This window comes from Ensifer sp. Root278, from assembly GCF_001429285.1.
Classification (GTDB): domain Bacteria; phylum Pseudomonadota; class Alphaproteobacteria; order Rhizobiales; family Rhizobiaceae; genus Ensifer.
In genome coordinates this window covers 19,191-40,532 of record NZ_LMJJ01000042.1, presented here as the reverse complement: position 1 = coordinate 40,532, position 21,342 = coordinate 19,191, and the positions used below count along the sequence as shown (strand labels likewise).

11 protein-coding genes are annotated in these 21,342 nt (G+C 64.0%); 5 read left to right on the top strand and 6 right to left on the bottom strand.

The features are described 5' to 3' along the window. Positions 1-255: 255 nt before the first annotated feature. Positions 256-8,883 carry a cyclic beta-(1,2)-glucan synthase gene (gene ndvB / locus ASE60_RS27940; protein WP_057254864.1) on the bottom strand — a complete coding sequence of 2,876 codons (8,628 nt, stop codon included), beginning with the start codon at positions 8,881-8,883 and terminating at the stop codon, positions 256-258. A gap of 361 nt (positions 8,884-9,244) precedes the next feature. Continuing rightward, the gene (locus ASE60_RS27935; protein ID WP_057254863.1) at positions 9,245-10,138 is read right to left on the bottom strand and encodes a LysR family transcriptional regulator; all 894 of its coding nucleotides are present in this window, start codon (positions 10,136-10,138) and stop codon (positions 9,245-9,247) included. A 113-nt stretch (positions 10,139-10,251) separates the two neighbouring features. Here ASE60_RS27935 and ASE60_RS27930 point away from each other — a divergent pair, with 113 nt between their 5' ends. From ASE60_RS27930 to ASE60_RS27915, 4 genes are read left to right on the top strand one after another with little or no spacing between them, the layout of a single operon-like run. Continuing rightward, positions 10,252-11,652, top strand: coding sequence for a VOC family protein (locus tag ASE60_RS27930; protein ID WP_057254862.1), 1,401 nt, complete (start codon positions 10,252-10,254; stop codon positions 11,650-11,652). 10 nt (positions 11,653-11,662) lie between these two features. Then, positions 11,663-13,084, top strand: coding sequence for an FAD-binding oxidoreductase (locus tag ASE60_RS27925; RefSeq protein WP_057254861.1), 1,422 nt, complete (start codon positions 11,663-11,665; stop codon positions 13,082-13,084). 28 nt (positions 13,085-13,112) lie between these two features. After that, positions 13,113-14,645, top strand: a complete 1,533-nt coding sequence (locus ASE60_RS27920; RefSeq protein ID WP_057254860.1) for an aldehyde dehydrogenase family protein — start codon at positions 13,113-13,115, stop codon at positions 14,643-14,645. 26 nt (positions 14,646-14,671) lie between these two features. Then, positions 14,672-15,904: a pyridoxal phosphate-dependent aminotransferase gene (locus ASE60_RS27915; protein WP_057254859.1), complete on the top strand. Its 1,233-nt coding sequence runs from the start codon at positions 14,672-14,674 to the stop codon at positions 15,902-15,904. A 34-nt stretch (positions 15,905-15,938) separates the two neighbouring features. Here ASE60_RS27915 and ASE60_RS27910 read toward each other — a convergent pair whose 3' ends face one another. After that, positions 15,939-16,487, bottom strand: a complete 549-nt coding sequence (locus tag ASE60_RS27910) for a cupin domain-containing protein (protein ID WP_057255083.1) — start codon at positions 16,485-16,487, stop codon at positions 15,939-15,941. Positions 16,488-16,635: 148 nt separating this feature from the next. Between ASE60_RS27910 and ASE60_RS27905 the strand changes: the two genes are divergently transcribed. Further along, entirely contained in the window at positions 16,636-17,973 is a 1,338-nt protein-coding gene (locus ASE60_RS27905; RefSeq protein WP_057254858.1) for an aspartate aminotransferase family protein, read from the top strand. Positions 17,974-18,084: 111 nt separating this feature from the next. Here the strand turns inward: ASE60_RS27905 and ASE60_RS27900 are convergent, their stop codons facing one another. From ASE60_RS27900 to ASE60_RS27890, 3 genes are read right to left on the bottom strand one after another with little or no spacing between them, the layout of a single operon-like run. Beyond that, on the bottom strand, positions 18,085-19,350 hold the full coding sequence (locus ASE60_RS27900; protein WP_057255082.1) for a glycerate kinase: 1,266 nt from the start codon (positions 19,348-19,350) through the stop codon (positions 18,085-18,087). A gap of 9 nt (positions 19,351-19,359) precedes the next feature. After that, entirely contained in the window at positions 19,360-19,677 is a 318-nt protein-coding gene (locus tag ASE60_RS27895) for a Dabb family protein (protein ID WP_057254857.1), read from the bottom strand. Between the two features lie 7 nt (positions 19,678-19,684). Further along, positions 19,685-21,340 carry a GMC family oxidoreductase N-terminal domain-containing protein gene (locus ASE60_RS27890; RefSeq protein ID WP_057254856.1) on the bottom strand — a complete coding sequence of 552 codons (1,656 nt, stop codon included), beginning with the start codon at positions 21,338-21,340 and terminating at the stop codon, positions 19,685-19,687. Positions 21,341-21,342 lie beyond the last annotated feature (2 nt).

Here is a 21,342-nt window from a genome sequence, read left to right as displayed (position 1 = left end):
AACATGTTGCAGTTCTCCGCCCCATCCCGCTCCGATGATCTAGAGCATCCCGCTTTCAAGTGAAGTCACTGGAAGCGGATAAGATGCTCTGGCTTCAAAGTGTTAGAGCGCCCTTTGTGCGTTCGTCTGAACGCCTGGCGCTCCAAGACACGACACCCGGCCGTCGGGGTCATGCCGCCCGCATTTCCGCAAAGAAAAACCGGCCTTGCCCTTGCGGGAACAAAGCCGGTCTCATCCTGTCTTCAATGCCGGCCGTTACAGCAAAATGCCTTCATGCGCGTTTTTTGTGACACTATTGTTTATGCTGACAATCGGCTCGCCACTTTTCTGGTCGCGCTGCACCGAAATCTTGTGCCGCGCGCCGTTGAGCGTCACTTCTGCGGAGTAGCCGTCCCAGGCCGCCGGCAGCACCGGCCGAATGACCAGCTTGTCGCCCTGTCTGCGGATCCCGAGAATACCTTCGACGCCGACGCGGTAGAGCCAGCCAGCCGAACCGGTGTACCAGGTCCAGCCGCCGCGTCCCGCCAGATCGCCTTCGCCATAGATATCGGCGGCGACGACATAGGGCTCGACGCGGTAGTGTTCCGCCGCCTCGCGGCTCTGCGCATGCGAGACCGGGTTCAGCATCTGGAAGACGCGCCAGGCTTCTTCCGCCCTGCCCTGTTCGGCGAAGGCCAGCGCCACCCAGGTGGCCGCATGGGTATATTGCCCGCCATTTTCGCGCACGCCGGGCGGATAGGCCTTGATGTAGCCTGGATCCTGCGACGTCCGCTCGAGCGGCGGCGTGAACAGCCGCACGATGTGCTGGTCCGGATCGACCAGTTCGGCCATGACCGCATCCATCGCCTTGAGCGAACGCTGCTCGTCGCCTTCGCCTGAGAGGACGCTCCAGGACTGGCCGATCGAATCGATCCGGCACTCGAGCGCCTCGCTGGTGCCGAGCGGCGTGCCGTCGTCGTAATAGCCGCGACGATAGTAGTCGCCGTCCCAGCCGGCGGTGTCGAGCGCCTTCTTCAGGGCTTCGAGATGCGCCTCCCAACGGGTGACGCGTGCCTGGTCCTTACGCTCGCGAGCGTAAGGCAGGAAGCCGCGGAGCGTGCCTGCGAGGAACCATCCAAGCCAGGTGCTGGTGCCCTTTCCGGCAGCACCGACACGGTTCATGCCATCGTTCCAGTCACCGCCGAGGATCAACGGCAGGCCGTTCTCGCCGGTCCGCTTGATCGCGAGGTCGAGCGCACGGGCGCAATGCTCGTAGACGTCGCCGACCTCCTCGGAAATCTCAGGCTTGTAGAAGGCGTCGTGCTGGCCCTCTTCGAGAGCCGGACCGCTGATGAAGGCGATCTGTTCTCTCAGGATGTCGGAGGTACCGGTCACCGAGCAGTAATGCGTAACGGCATGGGCGAGCCAGACGACGTCGTCGGATATCATCGTGCGCACGCCGGCGCCGGTTCCCGGCAGCCACCAGTGCTGCACGTCGCCCTCGACGAACTGACGAGCCGCAGCATTCAGGATCTGCGCCCGGGCAAGCTCCGGCCTGTGGATCAGGAAAGCCAGCGTGTCCTGCAGTTGGTCGCGGAAGCCGAAGGCACCGCTCGCCTGGTAGAAGGCGGAGCGCGCCATGATGCGGCAACCGAGGCTCTGGTAGGGCAGCCAGTTGTTGATCATGGCGTCGAAGGCCGGATCCGGCGTTTCCACCTTCACGATATCGGTGAAATCGCGCCAGAACGTCTTGGCCGCCCCGAGCACCGTGTCGAATGCAGTCTCACGCAACTCACCGAGTACGGCACGAAGCTGATCCTCATTGTCGGCATCGCCGAGAATGAAGGTGACCTGCTGCTCGGCACCGGGTTCGATGGTCAGATCGGACGCAATGACCGCGCAAGGGTCGCCGTCTACGTCGACCGAACCCGAGAGATCGGCACCCGAAAGCACCGCCTGCGGCACGAGGATGCCGCCGAGCGAGCCCAGGAACTCCCGCCGGCTCGCGGTGTAGCCGGCAGCCTGGCCGCCATCGGCGGTGAAGAACGCCGAACGACCGGCATAGTCGATGCTGTAGGGGTTGGTCGCGACCAGCGCCGCTGTCTCCTCATCCCACTTCGAGAGGATGAATGGCGCCGAGCGGGCGCGGTTGTTGCCGAGCACCCACTCGTTATAGCCGTAGAGCCTCAACCGCCGTGCCGTCGTCGCGCGGTTGCGGATCGAGACGCGGATGAGCTTTGCCGGCAGGCTGCGGTGCACCGTATGGGTCGCCTCAATCTCGAGGTCGTCCTGGGTGCTGCGGAAGCTTGAATAGCCGAGCCCATGCGCCGTTTCGAAGACGACGGAGCGGCGACGCGAGAGCGACGCATAGGGCGTCGATACCGAACCACTCTCCATGTCGCGGATGAAGATCGCCTCGCCCGGACGGTTGATGACCGTGTCGTTCGTCCACGGCGTCAACTGGTAGTCGCGCGAATTGCGGCTCCAGGAGAAGGCCGCGCCTTCCGCCGAAACGTGGAAGCCGAACTGCTCGTTGGAGATGACGTTGATCCAGGGCTGCGGCGTCGCTTCGCCGCCACGAAGACGCACGACATATTCGCGACCACCTTCGGCAAAACCACCGAAGCCGTTCCAGAAGGAAAGACGATCGCCCTTGATCTCGGCCGGGGCAACGTCTGCCTTCTCCTGCGGCGCCGCCAAAAGCGGTCCCACGAACTCGCCGCTCTTCTCCGCACCCTTCGCCGGCGCCGGCGAATAGAGCGAGTTGGCGCGGGCGATCTGGTCGGAGATCGTGCCGTTGCGGGCATGGAACACGGCGCGCGAGGCCGACAACAGTGTCGACCAGGTCTCCGGTTCCATCAGGTCGCGGCGCACCGAGAAGATATGCTGGCGCGGGCCGTCCGAAAGGCCGCGAAGCCTCAGGTTCTCGCACATGGAATCCAGCGCATGCTGCATATCCTGCGCATAGGACGAGGCCCGCTCGTTGATGATGACGAGGTCGGCGGTGATGCCGCGGGCGCGCATATATTCCTGGGCGCGCAGCGCTTCACGTGCGATGCCGAGATCGCCGTCGTCGTTGATGCGGAGGCAGAAGATCGGGTAGTCGCCCGAGATCGCCAGCGGCCAGAGCTTCGACTGGGAGTCGAGGCCTGCCTGCACCGTCGCCGTGTCGGCACGCAGATGCATGTCCGGATAGACGAGGTAGCGGCCGAGCATCTGGAAGCTCGCGGCCTCCTGCGATGTCACGCCGACATGGCGCATCTGCACCTGGCTGCGGGTCCAGGCGTGGATGAGTTCCTGGTTGAAGGTCTCCGGATGGCGATAGCGGTCGATCGCGCGATCGACCTCCTCGCGGCTCGGCGCAGCGATTGTCCAGAAGACGACGCTGACCTTCTTGCCGGCGGGCACGCGAACGACGCGGCGCAGCGACATGATCGGATCGAGCGTAAAGCCGTCCGTGCCCGAAAGCACTGCGTCCGTGTCGAACGCGGCAGCTTCGGCAAGCGTCCGGCCCGGGCCGATGAAGCGGCGACGGTCGGCCTCCGCTTCCGTATGGCGATCGCTGCCGGCATTGTCGGTGACGAGATGCGCCACTTCCATGTCCGGGTCGCTGGAGCTGCGCTTGTTGCGGCTGACGCGAATGACGTCGCCGCGGCGGCTGATTTCCGTGCGCACGAACATCTTCGAAAAGGCCGGGTGCGCGCTGTCGGCCTCGTCGATCGAAAGCACCGGCTCGGCATAGGAGGTCACTTCGATGAAGCGATCCTGGGTGCCGGTGTTGAGCAGGATGACCCGGCGCCCTTCGGCGTCGTGTTCGGTGGCGACGATGCACTCGACCTCGCTGGTGAGGTCGCCGACGGTCTTGACGAATTCGGCCTTGTCGTCGCCGAAGCGGGTCAGCACCTTCTCGCCGGCCGCACGGCGCGGCTCCGATGTCGCGGACCACCAATCGCCGGTCGTCGTGTCGCGCAGGAAGATGAAGGTGCCGGTGCGGTCCTCGACCGGATCCGGCTTCCAGCGGGTGACGGACTGGCCGTTCCAGCGGGCATAGCCGGCGCCGTTGGCCGTCAGCATGACTGAGTAATGGCCGTTGGAGAGAAACACGGTCTCCCGGTCCTGTGCCAGCGGGTTCTCGATGATGCGGACTTCCGGACGCAGGAGATCGTCCTGGCCCTTGCCGACCGATTCCGGCTCGCGCTTGGCATTCATGATCGGGATGTCGCGCGGCGCCTTTTCCTGCAGCAGCAGTTCGGCGGCCTCGATCACCGGATCGGCGTGGAACCACTCCCGCAGGCGGCCATTGAAGACGACGTTGGCGACAGCCGCGATCGACATGCCATGGTGGTGCGCATAGTAGTTGCGCACGACCGCGCATTTCTGGCCCTCGGGCACACGCGTCGGAGTGAAGTCTACGGCATCATGGAAGCCGTAGACACCGAGTGCGCCGACCTCGCGCAGGCGTCCGAGGTTGGCGAGCGCCGATTTCGGATCGTACATGCAGGCGAGGATCGAGGCGTAGGGCGCGATGACCGCGTTCTGGCCGAGGCCGCGCTTGAGCCCGAGCGTCGGCACGCCGAAGTTGGTGTACTGGTAGGTGAGCTCGTGGTCGCGCGCGTTGAACGCGGCTTCCGAAATGCCCCAGGGCGTGCCCAGACGGCGGCCGTGGTTGATCTGCTCCTTCACAATCAGATTGTTGGTCTGGTTGAGGATGCCGCCCTGCCGTTCCTGCATCACCAGCGGCGGCATAAGATACTCGAACATCGAGCCCGACCAGGAGATCAGCGCGCCGCGCGCGCCGATCGGCACGATCGGACGGCCGAGCTTGTACCAGTGCTCCGTCGGCAAGTCGCCCTTGGCGATGGCAAACAGACTGGTGAGCCGTGCTTCCGAGGCGAGAAGGTCGTAGCAGGCTTCGTCGAGCTCGTTGGCGTTGACCCGGAAGCCGATGGACAGCAGGCGCCGCTCCGGCCGGAACAGGAAGCCGAAATCCATCGAGAAGGCGATGTCGCGGGCGCGATCCTTCAGCACCAGCAGGCGCTGACGCAGCGATTCGATCGCACCGAGATCGAAGACACCGTCGGAAATATGGGCTTCGCAGGTGCTGACGAGCGCATTTGCCCACTTCGTCACTTCGGTGCTCTGCGGCGTGCGCACCTCGTGATCGAGGTTGACGGTGAGCTTGTGCATGTCGCGCGCCAGCACCGCGAGGTTGATCACCCGGATCGACGCGAACTCGCGCTCGCGCTTGACCGCGGCAAGCGCGTTCTGGAAGCCGACGATGCGTTCCTCGATCAGGCGACGCAGCGGCCGGACCGTCTTGCGGTCGTCGGGCAGATCGCGCAACACCTCCTGGAGGATCGCCACCACGTCGCCGATGCCGTCCAGGCTGCCCTGCACATGCGCCGACGGCGCCTCGGCCCAGTCGCGGCACATCGACGATACGGCAATCAGGTGACCGGCAAGGTTGCCGCTGTCGACCGACGAGATGTAGCGCGGCTCCATGGTGTCGAGCGTGTTCGTCCGATACCAGTTGAACAGGTGGCCGCGATACTTCGGCAGGCGGTCGATGGTGGCGATCGTCTGCTCCAGCCGGTTGATCGTCTCCTCGAAGCCGATCCAGCCGAAATCGCGCGCCGACATCACCGACAGCAGGTAGACGCCGATATTCGTCGGCGAGGTGCGCTCGGCCAGGACCGGCTGCGGCGTTTCCTGGAAGTTGTCCGGCGGCAGGAAGTGCTGCTCGGCGGTCACGAAGGTCTCGAAATAACGCCAGGTGCGCCGGGCAATCAGGCGCATCTCGTCGATCGCTTCATCGGAGACGACGAGCTGGTCCTCGGTTTCGGCCGATTGGCTGACGAACCAGGCGACGGCAGGCGAAAGCGCCCAGAGCAGCGCGAAGGGAATGCCGATGAACGGCAGGCCGGTGTCGGAGATCGCGGCAAGCGCCAGCGAAAGCGCCGAAAGCGCCGGCGCGATCCACATCGCGCGGTAGTAATCGCCAATCGTGCCGTGGCCGGCACTCTGCACCTGCGCGGCCGTGCGCCATTCGAGCATCAGCTTGCGGCTGACGAAGGTGCGGTAGAGCGAGCGCGCGATCGCGTCGCCCATCATCGCCGCATTGTGGGCGATGAAGACGATGCGGAGCGCCACTTGTGCATTGGCGGCGCGGACTTCCGTCAGCACCGCGTGAAGGTGGGCGCGGGCGACGATGTCGTTGCGGCGCGGCAGGAGGCCGTTGATCAGCGACAGGGTCGGAGCCACGAACAAGCTGAAGATCAGGACGATCTGCCAGATCAGCGCCTCGGTCGGCTCCATGTAGTACCAGCCCATCACCGAGGCGACGAGCCAGGCAAGCGGGATCAGCGAGCGACGCAGGTTGTCGTACATCTTCCAGCGCCCGAGCATCGACAGCCCGTTCGAGAAATTGAAGATGTAGGGCAGCAGCTGCCAATCGCCACGTGCCCAGCGATGCTGGCGCGACATCTCGACCTCGTAGCGGGTCGGGAAGTCCTCGACGAGCTCGACGTCGGTGACCAGCGCGCAACGCACATAGGAGCCTTCGAGCAGATCGTGGCTGAGAACGGCATTCTCCTGGATCCGGCCTTTCAGCGCCGCCTCGAAGGCGTCGACATGGTAGAGGCCCTTGCCGGTGAAGCTACCTTCGCCGGCGATGTCCTGGTAGACGTCGGAAACGGTGAAGACATAGGGGTCGATGCCGCGGTTGGCCGAGAAGATACGCTGGAAGGCGGAAGCTTCGCTGCCCGTTGTCAGCGACGGCGTCACGCGCGGCTGCAGCAGGCTGTAGCCGGCGATCACGTCCTGTGTCTTAGGGTCGACCACCGGACGGTTGATCGGATGGTAGATCTTGCCGACGAGCTTCGTCACCGCATCGCGCATCAGGCGCGTGTCGGAATCGAGCGTCATCACGTACTGCACGTTGTCCGGCACCGTGTTGGCGCCCTGCAGGAACGAGGTGTCGCGATCGCCGCGAAGCAGCATGTTCAGTTCGTGCAGCTTGCCGCGCTTGCGCTCCCAGCCCATCCATACGCCTTCCTGCTCGTTGAACAGGCGGCGGCGATGCAGGAGATGGAAGCGCGTCTTGCCGTCATAGGCGTAGCGCGCCGAAAGCTGGGCGATCTCGCGCTTGGCGTAGTCGAGCACGTCGGAATCGGTGCTCGACTCCTCAACCTTGCTATCGGCCCAGTCGCTGAGCAGCGCGAAATAAATCTCGCCGCGCGGGTTGGCGAGGTAGTGCACCTCGAGATTGCGCACGAGTTCGTCGACATGGTCGCGCTTGGCAATCAGGCAAGGTACGACGACGAGGGTGCGGGCATGCTCGGGAATTCCGTCGAGGAATTCATAGCCGACAAGTCGCGATGGTCTGACGAACAGCGTCACCAGCGTGTTGAACAGGCCCATCGCGCCTTCGGATGCCGGCAGCGCGAACAGAAGCAGCATGATCAGCTTCGCGCCGTTCGGAATATCCATCGGACTGACGAAGGAATAGACGGCGATCATCGCCAGGATCGTCAAGAGGATGTTCGGGCCGGCGATCGCGAACCAGTCGAGCTTGCGGCTGATACGGATGATGGTCTGCAGCAGCGACGGTCGATAGCCGATCTTCTTCTCGAGCACCTTGCGCTGCTTGCCGACGAGGAAGGATCCGACGTTCGGCTCCTGGAGCGGCACTTCGGTCTCGGCCGCAGTCTCCGCCTCGCGCACCATCTCGATGGCGATCTGCGTCACCTCGTATTCGCTGTGACCGGAACGACGCGCGAGCTTCTCGATCGTGTCGCGATACTTGTTGCGCGAGCCGAAATCGAGCGCCGCATAGTCGGAGCCCTCGCGTAGCGCCGCGTCGATCTTGCTGACGCTTTCGAACCAGACAGCCCAGTCGGTGTCGTCGATCTCACGCAGGCTGCGGATGATGTTGCTCATCGTCGCATTGCCGGACGACAGGCGGTTCTGTTCGGCGACCAGCGCGTTTTCGACGTCGCTGCCGCGCCTCTCAAGCTGTTCCTCGATCCAGCCGATAACGGCACCGGAGGTCTGCGAGCCGTCACGCGTGCGGTAGAGCAGTTGCGCGACGAAGGTGTTGTCGGCAGCCAGCGCTTCCGATTCCGCAAGCAGCGCCCGATATTTCTCCGGATCGTTCAGGCGGATGATCTGGTCGGCAATGTCGTTCGCCTTTCGGCGCATGCCGCGCGAGCGCTCGACGCGGATGGCGATCCGGCGGAGGTTCTCGATCAGCACGAAGCGCAGGATCGACGGCAGCGCCCAGAGTTCGCCGATCTTGAAGGTGTCGTGCTTCTGGAAGCCTTCGACCATCGCCGTGATGCTTTCGCGCGTCACCGTGCTGTGGGTGTGGGCGACATAGAGCCAGGCGAGCGCCATGGTGCGCGGGATCACCGTGCCGGAAACCGAAAGCGTCGGCAGCTGCCGATAGAACCGGCGCGGGAAATCGCGCCGGACTTCCTGGATCGCCTCTTCGACGACGTGGTGGTTGTCGAGCAGCCATTCGGCGGCCGGCGTGATCGTCGCCCCGGCTTCCACGTCCGCAGCGGTCGCCCGGTAGACACGCAGGATCTCGCTCTCGTTTTCGCGATGCCGCGGCCGGAACTCGAACGGGAAGAATCCCGGCAGCGAGGAGGCACCCTTCACTGCGAGATCCTCGCCGCATTGCCGGAGGTCCTCCATCGAGAAGAAGGTGGCGCGGATCGAATCGTTGTAATCGATCTGCTTTGCTTCCGGTTCGCGCGGAGAGGTGGGCGGCGTTGTTTGAAGCTGCATGGGTACGGGTTCTGAATCCAACCGGGGTTGATCGGCCCGGTCCTCGTTGGGTTGCCGGGTTGGCTGCGGACCTGAGAAGTCAGGCTGAGCCGGCGCATTGCTAGACACGGTCATGTGTCCTCCCATCCACCGTCAATTCCCGCATGTGGGGAATTGGCGGTAACAGGCACCGCCCTCGACTGGGCATCGGAGATCGCAAAGCCGGCGGCGCATTGGTTTTCAAGGCCGCGGTGATGCATGAAAATGGCATTTTTTAGCCGTGGTGCCAACAGCTTGCAAGGATTGCTCATACAAGTTCGGACGATTTGCGCACAAACGAATCAAGCCGAAACCGGCCGCTGCGCGCGCCCCCAATGGCACTTCGATACAGCTCTCTCAATTGCCCTCTTCTCAAGCTTCATCGCGAATGGCAGACGAGGCGAAACGTGAAGCGGCGAGGAAGGTTCCCTCGATTTGTAGAAAAGCGTCGATCCGCTCAGCCCACTTGCTCGGTGATCCACTCCCGGAAGGCCAGGCTGATGGGGTTTTCGAGCTTACCCTCGGGCACGGCGAGATAATAGCTGTTTTCCGTCTTCATCGGCCGGTCGAGCACGATGCTCAGCGTGCCGGCGGCAATTTCCTGCTCGATCAGGTAACGTGGCAGCAGCGCGAAACCGAGCCCCGCCGTCGCCGCTTCGATCACCATGGAGAACTGGTCAAAACGGTTGCCGCGATAGGCGCCGCGGCCGTCCATGTCGTTTGCCTCGAACCATTGTGCCCAGAGCTTCGGCCGCGTGGCGAGATGCAGCAACGGGCCGGCGACGAGATCCTCGGGGGTCTCGATCGGATGGTTCGCCAACAGGGCAGGGCTCGCAGCGGGCACGATGATCTCGCTGCACAGATAGCTGCAGGTGGCGCGCGCCCAGACCGGTTGGCCGTAATGAATGGCGAGATCGAAGTTCTGCTCGTCGAAATCGAAGGGCGCGGAACGGGAGGCGATGTTCAGCACCGTATCCGGATGGCGCTTGAGGAAGTCGGGAAGGCGCGGCACCAGCCAGCGGCTGCCGAAAGTCGGGAGCGACGCGATCGAGAGCGTCGAGTCCGCCCGGGCCGAAGCCATGGCGCGCACCATCAGTTCCTCGGTCTGATTGAGGAGACGGCGAACCTCGGGCAGGAACTTCTGGCCGGCATCCGACAGGATCACCCGCTGGCGCACGCGCTCGAACAAAAGCACGCCGAGCTGGTTTTCGAGATCCTTGATCTGCCGGCTGACGGCGCTTTGGGTAAGGTTCAGCTCGGCGGCGGCCTGCGTGAAGCTGCCATGTCGCGCCGCGCATTCGAACGCCTGCAGCGTCGTCACGTCGGGAACCAGCCTGCGGCTTAACTTCATTCCAGCCTCGCATCAACATAGTCAGAAGCAACGCGATCAATGGCCAGTTCGATCGGATATGATCCGAAATGAGAATGACCTTGTCCTTCACCCATAGCGCGAGGCGAGCCCCAGTGAAAGAGAATAGTTTCGTATCGGCCGACGACATCCGTTCGGCCTTTTCCGCAGCCATGTCGGTTATGTACCGCGAAGAGGTGCCGGCCTACGGCACGCTGATGGAACTGGTCGCCAAGGTAAACGACGATACGCTCGCCGCCGATCCGGTCCTGAAGGAGCGTCTGGACGCCACGGATTCGCTCGATCGCATCTCCGAGGAACGCCACGGTGCGATCCGCCTCGGCACACCCGCCGAGCTATCGATGATGCGTCGCGTCTTTGCCGTCATGGGCATGTACCCGGTCGGCTACTACGACCTGTCGACTGCCGGTGTCCCGGTGCACTCGACGGCTTTCCGCCCCGTTGGTGACGCCGCTCTGAAGCGCAATCCCTTCCGCGTTTTCACCTCGCTGCTGCGCCTGGACTTGATCGCTGACGAGAGCCTGCGCGCCGAGTCACAGGCGATCCTCGCCGAGCGCCGGATCTTTACGCCCGTCGCTGTCGAACTGACCGAAAAGGCTGAACGTGACGGCGGTCTCGACAAAGCCGACGCTGAGCGTTTCGTCTCGGAAGTGCTCGAAACCTTCCGCTGGCACGACAAGGCCAATGTCAGCGCCGACATGTACAAGCGTCTGCACGACGCCCATCGTCTGATCGCCGACGTCGTCTCCTTCAAGGGTCCGCACATCAACCACCTGACGCCGCGTACGCTCGACATCGACATGGTGCAGGCGCTGATGCCGGAATACGAAATCGCGCCGAAGGCCGTCGTCGAGGGCCCGCCGACCCGCAAGTGCCCGATCCTTTTGCGCCAGACCTCGTTCAAGGCGCTGGAAGAGCCTGTTTCCTTCAAGGATGCCGACGGCGCCTGGAAGGCCGGCTCCCACACCGCTCGCTTCGGCGAGATCGAACAGCGCGGCATCGCGCTGACCCCGAAAGGCCGCGCGCTCTACGACGACCTGCTCGACGCCTCGCGCAAGATCGTCCGCCCAGCCGCCGACGGCTCCAATGCCCGCGAATACGAAGCAGCCCTCGCCAAGGCTTTTGAGCCCTTCCCGGACACTTGGGCAGGCATCCGCGAAGCCGGCCTCGGCTATTTCAGCTACTCGCTAACGGAGAAGGGCCGCAAGGCCGGCGTCTCCCCGGCGCGTGACATCGAAGCGCTGATCGCGAGCGGTCTCGTCCAGTTCGACGCGATCGTCTACGAAGACTTCTTGCCGGTCAGCGCCGCGGGTATCTTCCAGTCGAACCTCGGCGACGGCGCCCAGCAGGACTTCGTCGCCAGCCCGAACCAGAAGCGCTTCGAAAGCGATCTCGGCGCCACCGTGCTCAACGAATTCGACCACTATGCCGGCATCGAGCAGGCTTCGATCGAAAGCTGCATCCGGGCCTTGACCGGCGCGATCGCTGCGGAATGATGCTTTTCTGATGATCGACAAACGGCACATCGACGCGCTGAGCGGGATCCTTGGAAACAAGGGTGTCGTTACGCGTCCTGAAGACCTGGAAGCCTACGAGACCGGCGCGCGCTACGATCGCGGCCGGACTTCGCTCGTGCTGCGGCCGGCAACGACGGAAGAAGTCTCTGCTGCGGTCGCCTATTGCGTCACGAACGGCATCGCGCTGATCCCGCAATCCGGCAACACCGGCCTCGTTTCCGGCTCGACCCCGGATCAGTCGGGCGACGAGGCCGTGCTCAGCCTCGACCGGCTGACGAAGCGCTTCGAGCTCGACCTCGACAATCGCTCGGTGCGGCTCGACGCCGGCTTTCGGCTGTCCGATCTCAACCGGCGGCTGGAAGAGCACGGCCTATTCTTCCCGATCGACCTTGGTGCCGACCCGCGCATCGGCGGCATGATCGCCACCAACACCGGCGGTTCACGCTTTCTGAAATATGGCGACGTGCGCCGCAACACGCTCGGGCTCAAGGTCGTTCTCGCAGACGAGGACGGCACCGTGCTCGACCTGCAATGCGACCTGCGCAAGAACAACACCGGCGTCGATTGGAAGCAGATCTTCGTCGGCACTTCGGGCGCCTTCGGCATCGTCACCGAATGCGTGCTGAACCTAGAGCGCCTGCCGCAACAGACGGCAACCGCGCTGCTCGTTCCGGCAAGCGGCGCCCATGTACTGCCGTTGCTCCGCGCCATGGAAGAGCGGCTCGGCGCCTATCTCTCGGCCTTCGAGGGCATGTCGAAGAACGCCGTCAAGGCCGCCTTCGCCCATGTGCCGTCACTGAAGAACCCCTTCCAGGGCGGCAACGTTCCTGACTATGTCATCCTCGCCGAGATCAGCCGCACCTGGGCACCGCGCGACGGCGAACAGTCGCTCGACGCGGTATTGGAATCGGCACTTGCCGAGATCTGGGAAATGGAAGAGGCGCCGCTCGCCGATGCTTTCGTCGGCCCGCCGCATGAGATCTGGGCGCTGCGCCACGCTCTGTCCGAGGGCGTCAAGCATCTCGGCAAGCTGATCGCCTTCGACGTCTCCTTCCGCAGGGGTGACATCATGGCCTTCTGCGACCATATGAAGGCCGAAATGCCGGCGAAATTCCCTGATGTGACCGTCTGCGACTTCGGCCATATCGGCGACGGCGGCGTGCACTTCAACCTCGTCGTGCCGAAGGACAGCGACCTTCTCAACGACGAGACCTTCGAATCCCGGCTTCGCGAATGGGTTTTCGCGGTCGCCGTTGAGGAGTATCACGGCAGCTTCAGCGCGGAACATGCGATCGGCCGCCGCAACCAGGCCTATTACGACATTTATACACCAGACAAACTCAAGGACATGGCCGCAGGCCTGAAGACGCTCACCTCGCCGGGAAAGCTCGGCAGCGTGCGCTTCGGATAGGTCAAGCCAGGAAAACGGGAGTCAGACCATGAACATCGCAACCAAAAAAGTCGACGTGACCAAGGAAGCCGCAGCGCTTCTCGAAAAGATGGGCGTCGCCAAGGAACTCTACACCGGCGGCGACATGCCGTCCTACAGCCCGGTCACCGGCGAGAAGATCGGCAACCTCAAGACGGTTTCGGCTGCGGAAGCCGCCGCCAAGATCGAAAAGGCTCATGAAGCCTTCAAGGCCTGGCGCCTGGTTCCGGCACCGAAGCGCGGCGAACTGATCCGCCTGCTCGGCGAAGAACTGCGCGCCTTCAAGGCCGACCTCGGCCGCCTGGTTTCGATCGAAGCCGGCAAGATCACCTCCGAAGGCCTCGGCGAAGTCCAGGAAATGATCGACATCTGCGATTTCGCCGTCGGTCTTTCCCGCCAGCTATACGGCCTGACGATCGCCACCGAGCGCCCCGGCCACCGCATGATGGAAACCTGGCATCCGCTGGGCGTCGTCGGCGTCATCTCGGCCTTCAACTTCCCGGTCGCCGTCTGGTCGTGGAACACGGCGCTGGCGCTCGTCTGCGGCAACTCCGTCGTCTGGAAGCCGTCCGAAAAGACCCCGCTCACGGCGCTTGCCTCGCAGGCAATCTTCGAGCGTGCACTCGCCCGCTTCGGCGATGCGCCGGAAGGCCTGTCGCAGGTTCTCATCGGCGACCGCACCGTCGGCGAAGTCCTCGTCGACAACCCGAAGGTTCCGCTCGTTTCGGCGACCGGTTCCACCCGCATGGGCCGCGACGTCGGCCCGCGCCTTGCCAAGCGTTTTGCCCGCGCCATCCTCGAACTCGGCGGCAACAATGCCGGCATCGTCTGCCCCTCGGCCGATCTCGACATGGCCTTGCGCGCCATCGCCTTCGGCGCCATGGGCACCGCCGGCCAGCGTTGCACCACCATGCGTCGTCTCTTCGTGCACGAGAGCGTCTATGACCAGCTCGTTCCGCGTCTGAAGAAGGCCTATGGCTCGGTCTCGGTCGGCAACCCGCTGGAATCGACCGCCCTCGTCGGCCCGCTCGTCGACAAGGCTGCTTTCGACAGCATGCAGAAGGCAATCGGCGAAGCCAAGACCCATGGCGGCACCGTCACCGGCGGCGAACGCGTCGAACTCGGCTATGATAACGGCTACTATGCCAAGCCGGCCCTCGTCGAAATGCCGAAGCAGGCTGGCCCGGTGCTCGAAGAGACCTTCGCGCCGATCCTCTACGTCATGAAGTACAGCGACTTCGACGCCGTCGTTGCCGACCACAATGCGGTCGCGGCCGGCCTGTCGTCCTCGATCTTCACCCGCGACATGCAGGAATCCGAACGCTTCCTGGCGGTCGACGGCTCGGATTGCGGCATCGCCAACGTCAACATCGGCACCTCGGGTGCTGAAATCGGCGGCGCCTTCGGCGGTGAGAAGGAAACCGGCGGCGGTCGCGAATCCGGCTCGGACTCGTGGAAGGCCTACATGCGCCGCGCCACCAACACGGTGAACTATTCGAAGGCTCTGCCGCTGGCGCAGGGCGTGTCGTTCGACATCGAATAATCGGCGCACTTAAGTAGGATTCGACCATGACCATCAACCAAACGGTCAAGGAGGCGGGCTTTCAGCCCGCCTCGCGGATCTCCTCGATCGGAGTCTCCGAAATCCTGAAAATCGGCGCCCGCGCGCAAGCCATGAAGCGCGAAGGCAAGCCGGTCATCATTCTCGGCGCTGGCGAGCCGGACTTCGACACGCCCGACTACGTCAAGGACGCCGCCTGCGAGGCGATCAAGCGCGGCGAAACCAAGTACACCGCACTCGACGGCACGCCGGACCTCAAGAAGGCGATCCGCGAAAAGTTCCAGCGTGAAAACGGCATTGCCTACGAGCAAGACGAGATCACGGTGGCAACCGGCGCCAAGCAGATCCTGTTCAACGCCATGATGGCGTCGATCAATCCCGGCGACGAGGTGATCATCCCGACGCCCTACTGGACCTCCTATTCGGATATCGTCCAGATCTGCGAAGGCAAGCCGGTTCTGATCCCCTGCGACGCCTCCTCGGGCTTCCGGCTGACAGCCGACAAGCTCGAAGCGGCAATCACGCCGAGGACGCGTTGGGTGCTCCTGAATTCGCCGTCGAACCCCTCGGGTGCCGCCTACAGCGCTGCCGACTACCGGCCGCTGCTCGACGTGCTCCTGAAGCATCCACATGTGTGGCTGCTGGTCGACGACATGTACGAGCACATCGTCTATGACGGCTTTCGCTTCGTCACCCCGGCCCAGCTCGAGCCGCGCCTGAAAGACCGCACTCTGACGGTCAACGGCGTCTCCAAGGCCTATGCCATGACCGGCTGGCGCATCGGTTATGCTGGCGGACCGCGTGACCTGATCAAGGCTATGGCCGTGGTCCAGAGCCAGGCAACCTCCTGCCCCTCCTCCGTCAGCCAGGCCGCTTCCGTCGCCGCGCTCACCGGGCCGCAGGAATTCTTGAAGGAACGCACGGCCAGCTTCCAGCGTCGCCGCGACCTGGTCGTCCATGGCCTCAACGCCATCGACGGTCTCGACTGCCGCGTTCCGGAAGGTGCCTTCTACACCTTCTCCGGCTGCGCCGGCATGCTCGGCAAGGTCACGCCCTCGGGCAAGAGGATCGAGACGGATACGGACTTCTGCGCCTACCTGCTCGACGATGCCCACGTCGCCGTCGTTCCCGGCTCGGCCTTCGGCCTTTCGCCGTTCTTCCGCATCTCCTATGCGACCTCGGAAGCGGAACTGAAGTTAGCGTTGACGCGCATCGCCGACGCCTGCGCGCGGCTTTCGTAACGTACTGCGGACGGCGCCCCGGCGCCGTCCGTCCTCAAAACGTCGGCGGCGTACAGGCGCTGATCACCTCGCAAGGCACCGGCCCGACGCAGCGAAAGCGATGCGGCCGCCGGCTCTCAAAGTAATACGCATCCCCCGGCCCCAGTATCCGCCGCTCGTCATCGACGGTGACCTCGATGCGGCCCGAGAGTACGATGCCTCCCTCCTCGCCATCATGCACCAGCGGCACCTTTCCGGTGTCGGCGCCCGGCTGGTAACATTCCTTCAGGATCTGCAGGCTGCGGCCAAAGAGGTTTTCGCCGATCTGCCGGTAGGAAATCGGCCCCTTGCCGATTTCGACCAGTTCCTCCGCTGCATAAAACGCCTTGCGCGGCTTCTCCGGCTCGAAGGAGAAGAACTCCGCAAGCCCGATCGGTATGCCGTCGAGAATGCGCTTCAGCGCGCCGACGGACGGATTGGAGGCGTTCGATTCGATCAGCGAGATCGTCGAGTTGGTGACGCCGGCGCGCTTGGCGAGTTCGCGTTGCGACAGATTGTGCATGAGCCTCAGATGGCGAAGCCGGTTTCCGATGTCGACTGTCATGCAGATCAAACCTTGGTGTTCAGGTTGTTCGAAATAGCGCAAACACACTGCATCGACCCGATGAAATTCAATGAGTTAAGTGACAGCAGAAAAGGACTTGTTTGGCAAATCAAATCATGGCGTCAATCGCCGACTTCAGGAGGATGCCATGAACCAGCACACCAAACCCAACGCTCCCGTACTCGACAGCTATTGGATGCCCTTTACCGCCAACCGGCAATTCAAACAGGCACCGCGCCTGCTCGCCTCGGCCGAGGGCATGCACTACACCAGCACCGATGGCCGCACGATCCTCGACGGCACCGCCGGCCTCTGGTGCGTCAATGCCGGCCATGGTCGCCGCCAGATTGCCGCTGCCGTCGAGCGCCAGCTGTCGACCATGGATTTCGCGCCCTCCTTCCAGATGGGCCACCCGATCGCCTTCGATTTCGCCGAACGTCTCGCCGAGATCGCTCCGGGTCCTGAGGGCCAGAAGCTTGACCGCGTGTTCTTCACCGGCTCCGGCTCGGAATCGGTCGACACCGCCCTGAAGATCGCGATCGCCTATCAGCGCGCGATTGGCCAGGGCACCCGCACCCGCCTGATCGGCCGTGAGCGTGGATATCACGGTGTCGGCTTTGGCGGCATTTCGGTCGGCGGCATCCTCAACAACCGCCGCGTCTTCCCGCAGCTTCCCGGTTCGGACCACCTTCGCCACACCCACGACCTCGCCAAGAACGCCTTCGTCAAGGGCCAGCCGGAGCACGGCGCCGAACTTGCCGATGATCTCGAGCGGCTGGTGGCGCTGCACGGCGCCGAAACCATCGCCGCCTGCATCGTCGAACCGGTCGCCGGCTCGACCGGCGTGCTCATCCCGCCGAAGGGTTACCTGGAACGCCTGCGCGCCATCTGCGACAAGCACGGCATCCTCCTGATCTTCGACGAAGTCATCACCGGCTTCGGCCGCTTGGGCGCCCCCTTTGCGACGGATTTCTTCGGCGTCACGCCCGATCTGGTGACGACCGCCAAGGGGCTTACCAACGGCGCGATCCCGATGGGCGCTGTCTTTGCCAGCCGCAAGGTGCACGATGCTCTGATGCATGGTCCGGAAAACGCGATCGAGCTCTTCCACGGCTACACGTACTCCGGCCACCCGGCCGCTTGCGCCGCCGGCATCGCCACGCTCGACATCTACCGCGACGAGGGCCTGATGACCCGCGCTGTCGAGCTGCAGGACGCCTGGCACGATGCCATGCATTCCATGAAGGGCCTGCCAAACGTCATCGACATCCGCACGATCGGCCTGATTGCCGGCATCGAGCTGCAGTCGCGCGACGGCGCTGTCGGCGCCCGCGCCTATGACGTCTTCGTCGATTGCTTCGAAAAGGGTCTGCTGATCCGCGTCACCGGCGACATCATCGCCTTCTCGCCGCCGCTGATCGCCGAAGAGAAGCATTTCGCCGAGATCGTTTCGATCCTTGGCGATGCGCTGAAGCGCGCCAAGTAAGTCAAAGCGAAGCAAGTCAAAACAGCGCCGCCGCCGCGGATATCGGCGGCGGCGTTTGCATTTCACATGCGGCGCCGAATCCGGCTAACATCTCTGCGAGAAAGCCGCGTCCTAGCGGATCAGCAGCGCCCGGAAATCGTTGACGTTCGTTCCGGTCGGTCCGGGCGCGAAGAGATCACCACTCGCGGCAAAGGCCGACCAGGCATCATGGCGGGCGAGGTGCAGGCGCGGATCGATGCCGGCCGCCCGCATGCGGGTTATGCTCTCACCGTCGGCAAAGGCGCCGGCATTATCCTCGGAACCGTCGATTCCATCCGTATCGGCGGCAAGCGCATCGATGCCATCCACGCCGTCGATGTCGAGCGCCAGCGACAGCAGCAATTCGCTGTTGCGCCCACCCTTTCCGTAGTCCTTGCCTGAGATCGTCACGGTCGTCTCGCCGCCGGAAAGCAGCACCACCGGCTTTTCGAAGGGGCGGCTCCTGAGCGCCACCTCACGAGCGAGCGCCGCATGCATACGGCCGATATCACGCGCCTCTCCCTCGATCGCATCGGATAGAATGCGCGCCTCGATGCCGAGTTCGCGCGCCTTGGCCGCGGCCGCTTCGAGAGACACGCTCGCCGAAGCGATCACGTGGCATTCATGTCCGGCAAAACGCAGATCGTCCGGATCGGGCGCTCTTGCCGCTTCCGAGCGCAGATGCGCCATCACCCCATCGGGCAGCGCCATGCGGTAACGGGCAACGATATCAAGTGCCTCCGCCGCCGTAGTGCGATCCGGAACGGTCGGGCCGGAGGCGACGAACGCCGGATTGTCGCCGGGCACGTCGGAGACCACCAGGCTGACGACACGCGCCGGGAAAGCCGCCGCAGCGAGCCGACCGCCCTTGATGCGCGACACGTGCTTGCGGACAACATTCATTGCTGAGATCGGTGCACCGGAAGCAAGGAGCGCCTTGTTGACCGCAATCTCGTCGGCAAGCGTCAAGCCTTCAGGCGGCGCCGGCAGCAGGGCCGAGCCGCCGCCGGAAACCAGCGCAACCACGAGATCGTCGGCTGTCAGGTTGGAGACGGCGTAAAGCAGCACGCTCGAGGCCGCGAGGCCGGCTTCGTCCGGCACAGGGTGGGCCGATTGCAGCACCGTGATCCGCTCGCAATGTTCGATCGGGCCGTGTCGTGCCACCACCGTCCCGCTCAACGGATGCTTCCAGAGCCGCTCAAAGGCGGCCGCCATCTGGCTCGCCGCCTTGCCGGCGCCGACGACCACGGTCCGCCCCTTTGGCGGATCGGGCAGATGCGCCTTGATTGCCTCATAGGGGTCGGCGGCTCTTACGGCTTCCTCGAATAGCCGGGTCAGGAACGGGCGCGCTTCGAGCATGATCGTCACTCAATCGGCAATTTCGAGGTCGTAGACGAAGATACCGGCAACGCCGCCTTCGGCCGCAGCGACGATCTTGGCGCCGGTCTTGCGGTGCGCCTCGTCTTCCAGGTAGGCGTCGCGGGCCGCCGCATCGGTGAAGTCGACGATGAAACCTAGGCCATGGCCCTTGTCCATGCCCACTTCCGGGCTGACATTGCCACCGATATGGGCTGCCATGAAACCCGGCAACCGTGATTTCAGCGCGACGATCTCGTCGAAGATCGTTGCTTTCTCCTCCTCGGAGATTTCGGGGCGGAAGCGGATGAAGACGCAATGGCGGATCATGGGGACCTCAACGGATATCGGCGCGGGCGCGCGGGCGGCTGTCGTTACGTTCGTGGGAAAAGATGGCAGGCGGCAGGGGCTGGCGCTCGCGAATGATGTCGGCGCCCTTCTCCCCCATCATGATCGTCGGCCCGTTGGTGTTGCAAGAGGGAACGCGCGGCATCACCGAGCTGTCGCAGACGCGCAGTCCCTCCAGCCCCCGCACCTTGAGATCGAGGTCGACCACCGCCATGGCGTCCGTCCCCATCTTGCAGGTTCCGACGGGGTGGTGATCCGTCTTGGCATTGGCGCAGCCGTAGTCGAAGAACTGTTCATCGCTGATGACCGAATTGCCGGGAAGACGTTCCGCCATCACGAAAGGCTTCAGCGCCGCCTGCTGCATGATCTCGCGGGCGATCTTTAGCCCCTCGATCGACATCTTGCGATCGTGCGGATCCTCCCAATAGTTGGGGTCGATGAGCGGCGCTGCCGCCGGATCCGAGGACGAAAGCCGGACCGTGCCGCGTGAGCGCGGATGCAGATAGGCGGAATTGAGCGTCACGCCGGCGTTCTTCAGCTTTTCGACGCCGGCCTCGATGCCGGAGCCAAGCCCCAGATGGAACTGGATATCCGGCGAGCGCGCATTGGGATCGGCATACCAGAAGCCCCCGGTTTCAAAGAGCGAGGACGCGACCGGACCGGAACGGAACAGCACATATTGCAGCCCGGCCCATAGCGTACGATGAAGTTTCGCCACACCGTCATAGGTGTGGTCGCCGGTGCATTCAGAAATGACGAAGAGATCGAGGTGGTCCTGCAGGTTGCCGCCGACCCCGGGCAGGTCGTGCTTCACCGCGACGCCGACCGACTTCAGGTGATCGGCCGGGCCGATGCCGGACTGTAGCAAGAGCTTTGGCGAACCGATGGCGCCGGAGGAGACAAGCACTTCACGCTCCGCCCGGATGATCTCGCTACCCTTGCCGGTGACGACTTCGACGCCGACGGCGCGGGTGCCCTCAAGCACGATCCGCGCGACGCGCGCGCCGGTCCGGACCGTGAGGTTGCGGCGGTCCTTGATCGGCGAAAGATAGGCAAGCGATGCGCTCGAGCGGCGACGGTTGCGCTGGGTGAGCTGGTAGAAGCCGACGCCCGCCTGCTGGCGGCCGTTGAAATCGTGGTTATAGGGAATGCCGAGTTCCTGGCCGGCGCGGATATAGGCGTCACAGATCGGCAGCGCCGAGACCGGCATTGAGACGCCGAGCGGGCCGCCATAGGCGTGATAGTCGTCGGCAAAGCGCTGGTTGTCTTCGCAGCGTTTGAAATAGGGAAGCACGCTGCGATAGTCCCAGCCGGCGCAGCCGTCCTCGGAAGCCCAGAGATCGTAGTCGGCGGCGTTGCCGCGGGTGTAGAGCTGGGCGTTGATCGAGGAGCCGCCGCCAATGACCTTGGCCTGGGTATAGCGCAGCACCCTGCCCTTCATGTGCTTCTGCGGGACGGTCTCCCAGCCCCAGCTGGCAACACCCTTGGTCATCTTGGCAAAGCCGGCCGGCATGTGGAACAGCGGATTCCAGTCGCCGCCACCGGCTTCCAGCAGCAGCACGCGAACCGACGGATCCTCGGAGAGCCGGTTGGCAAGAACGCAGCCGGCCGGGCCGGCACCGGTGATGATGTAGTCGTAGCTCATTC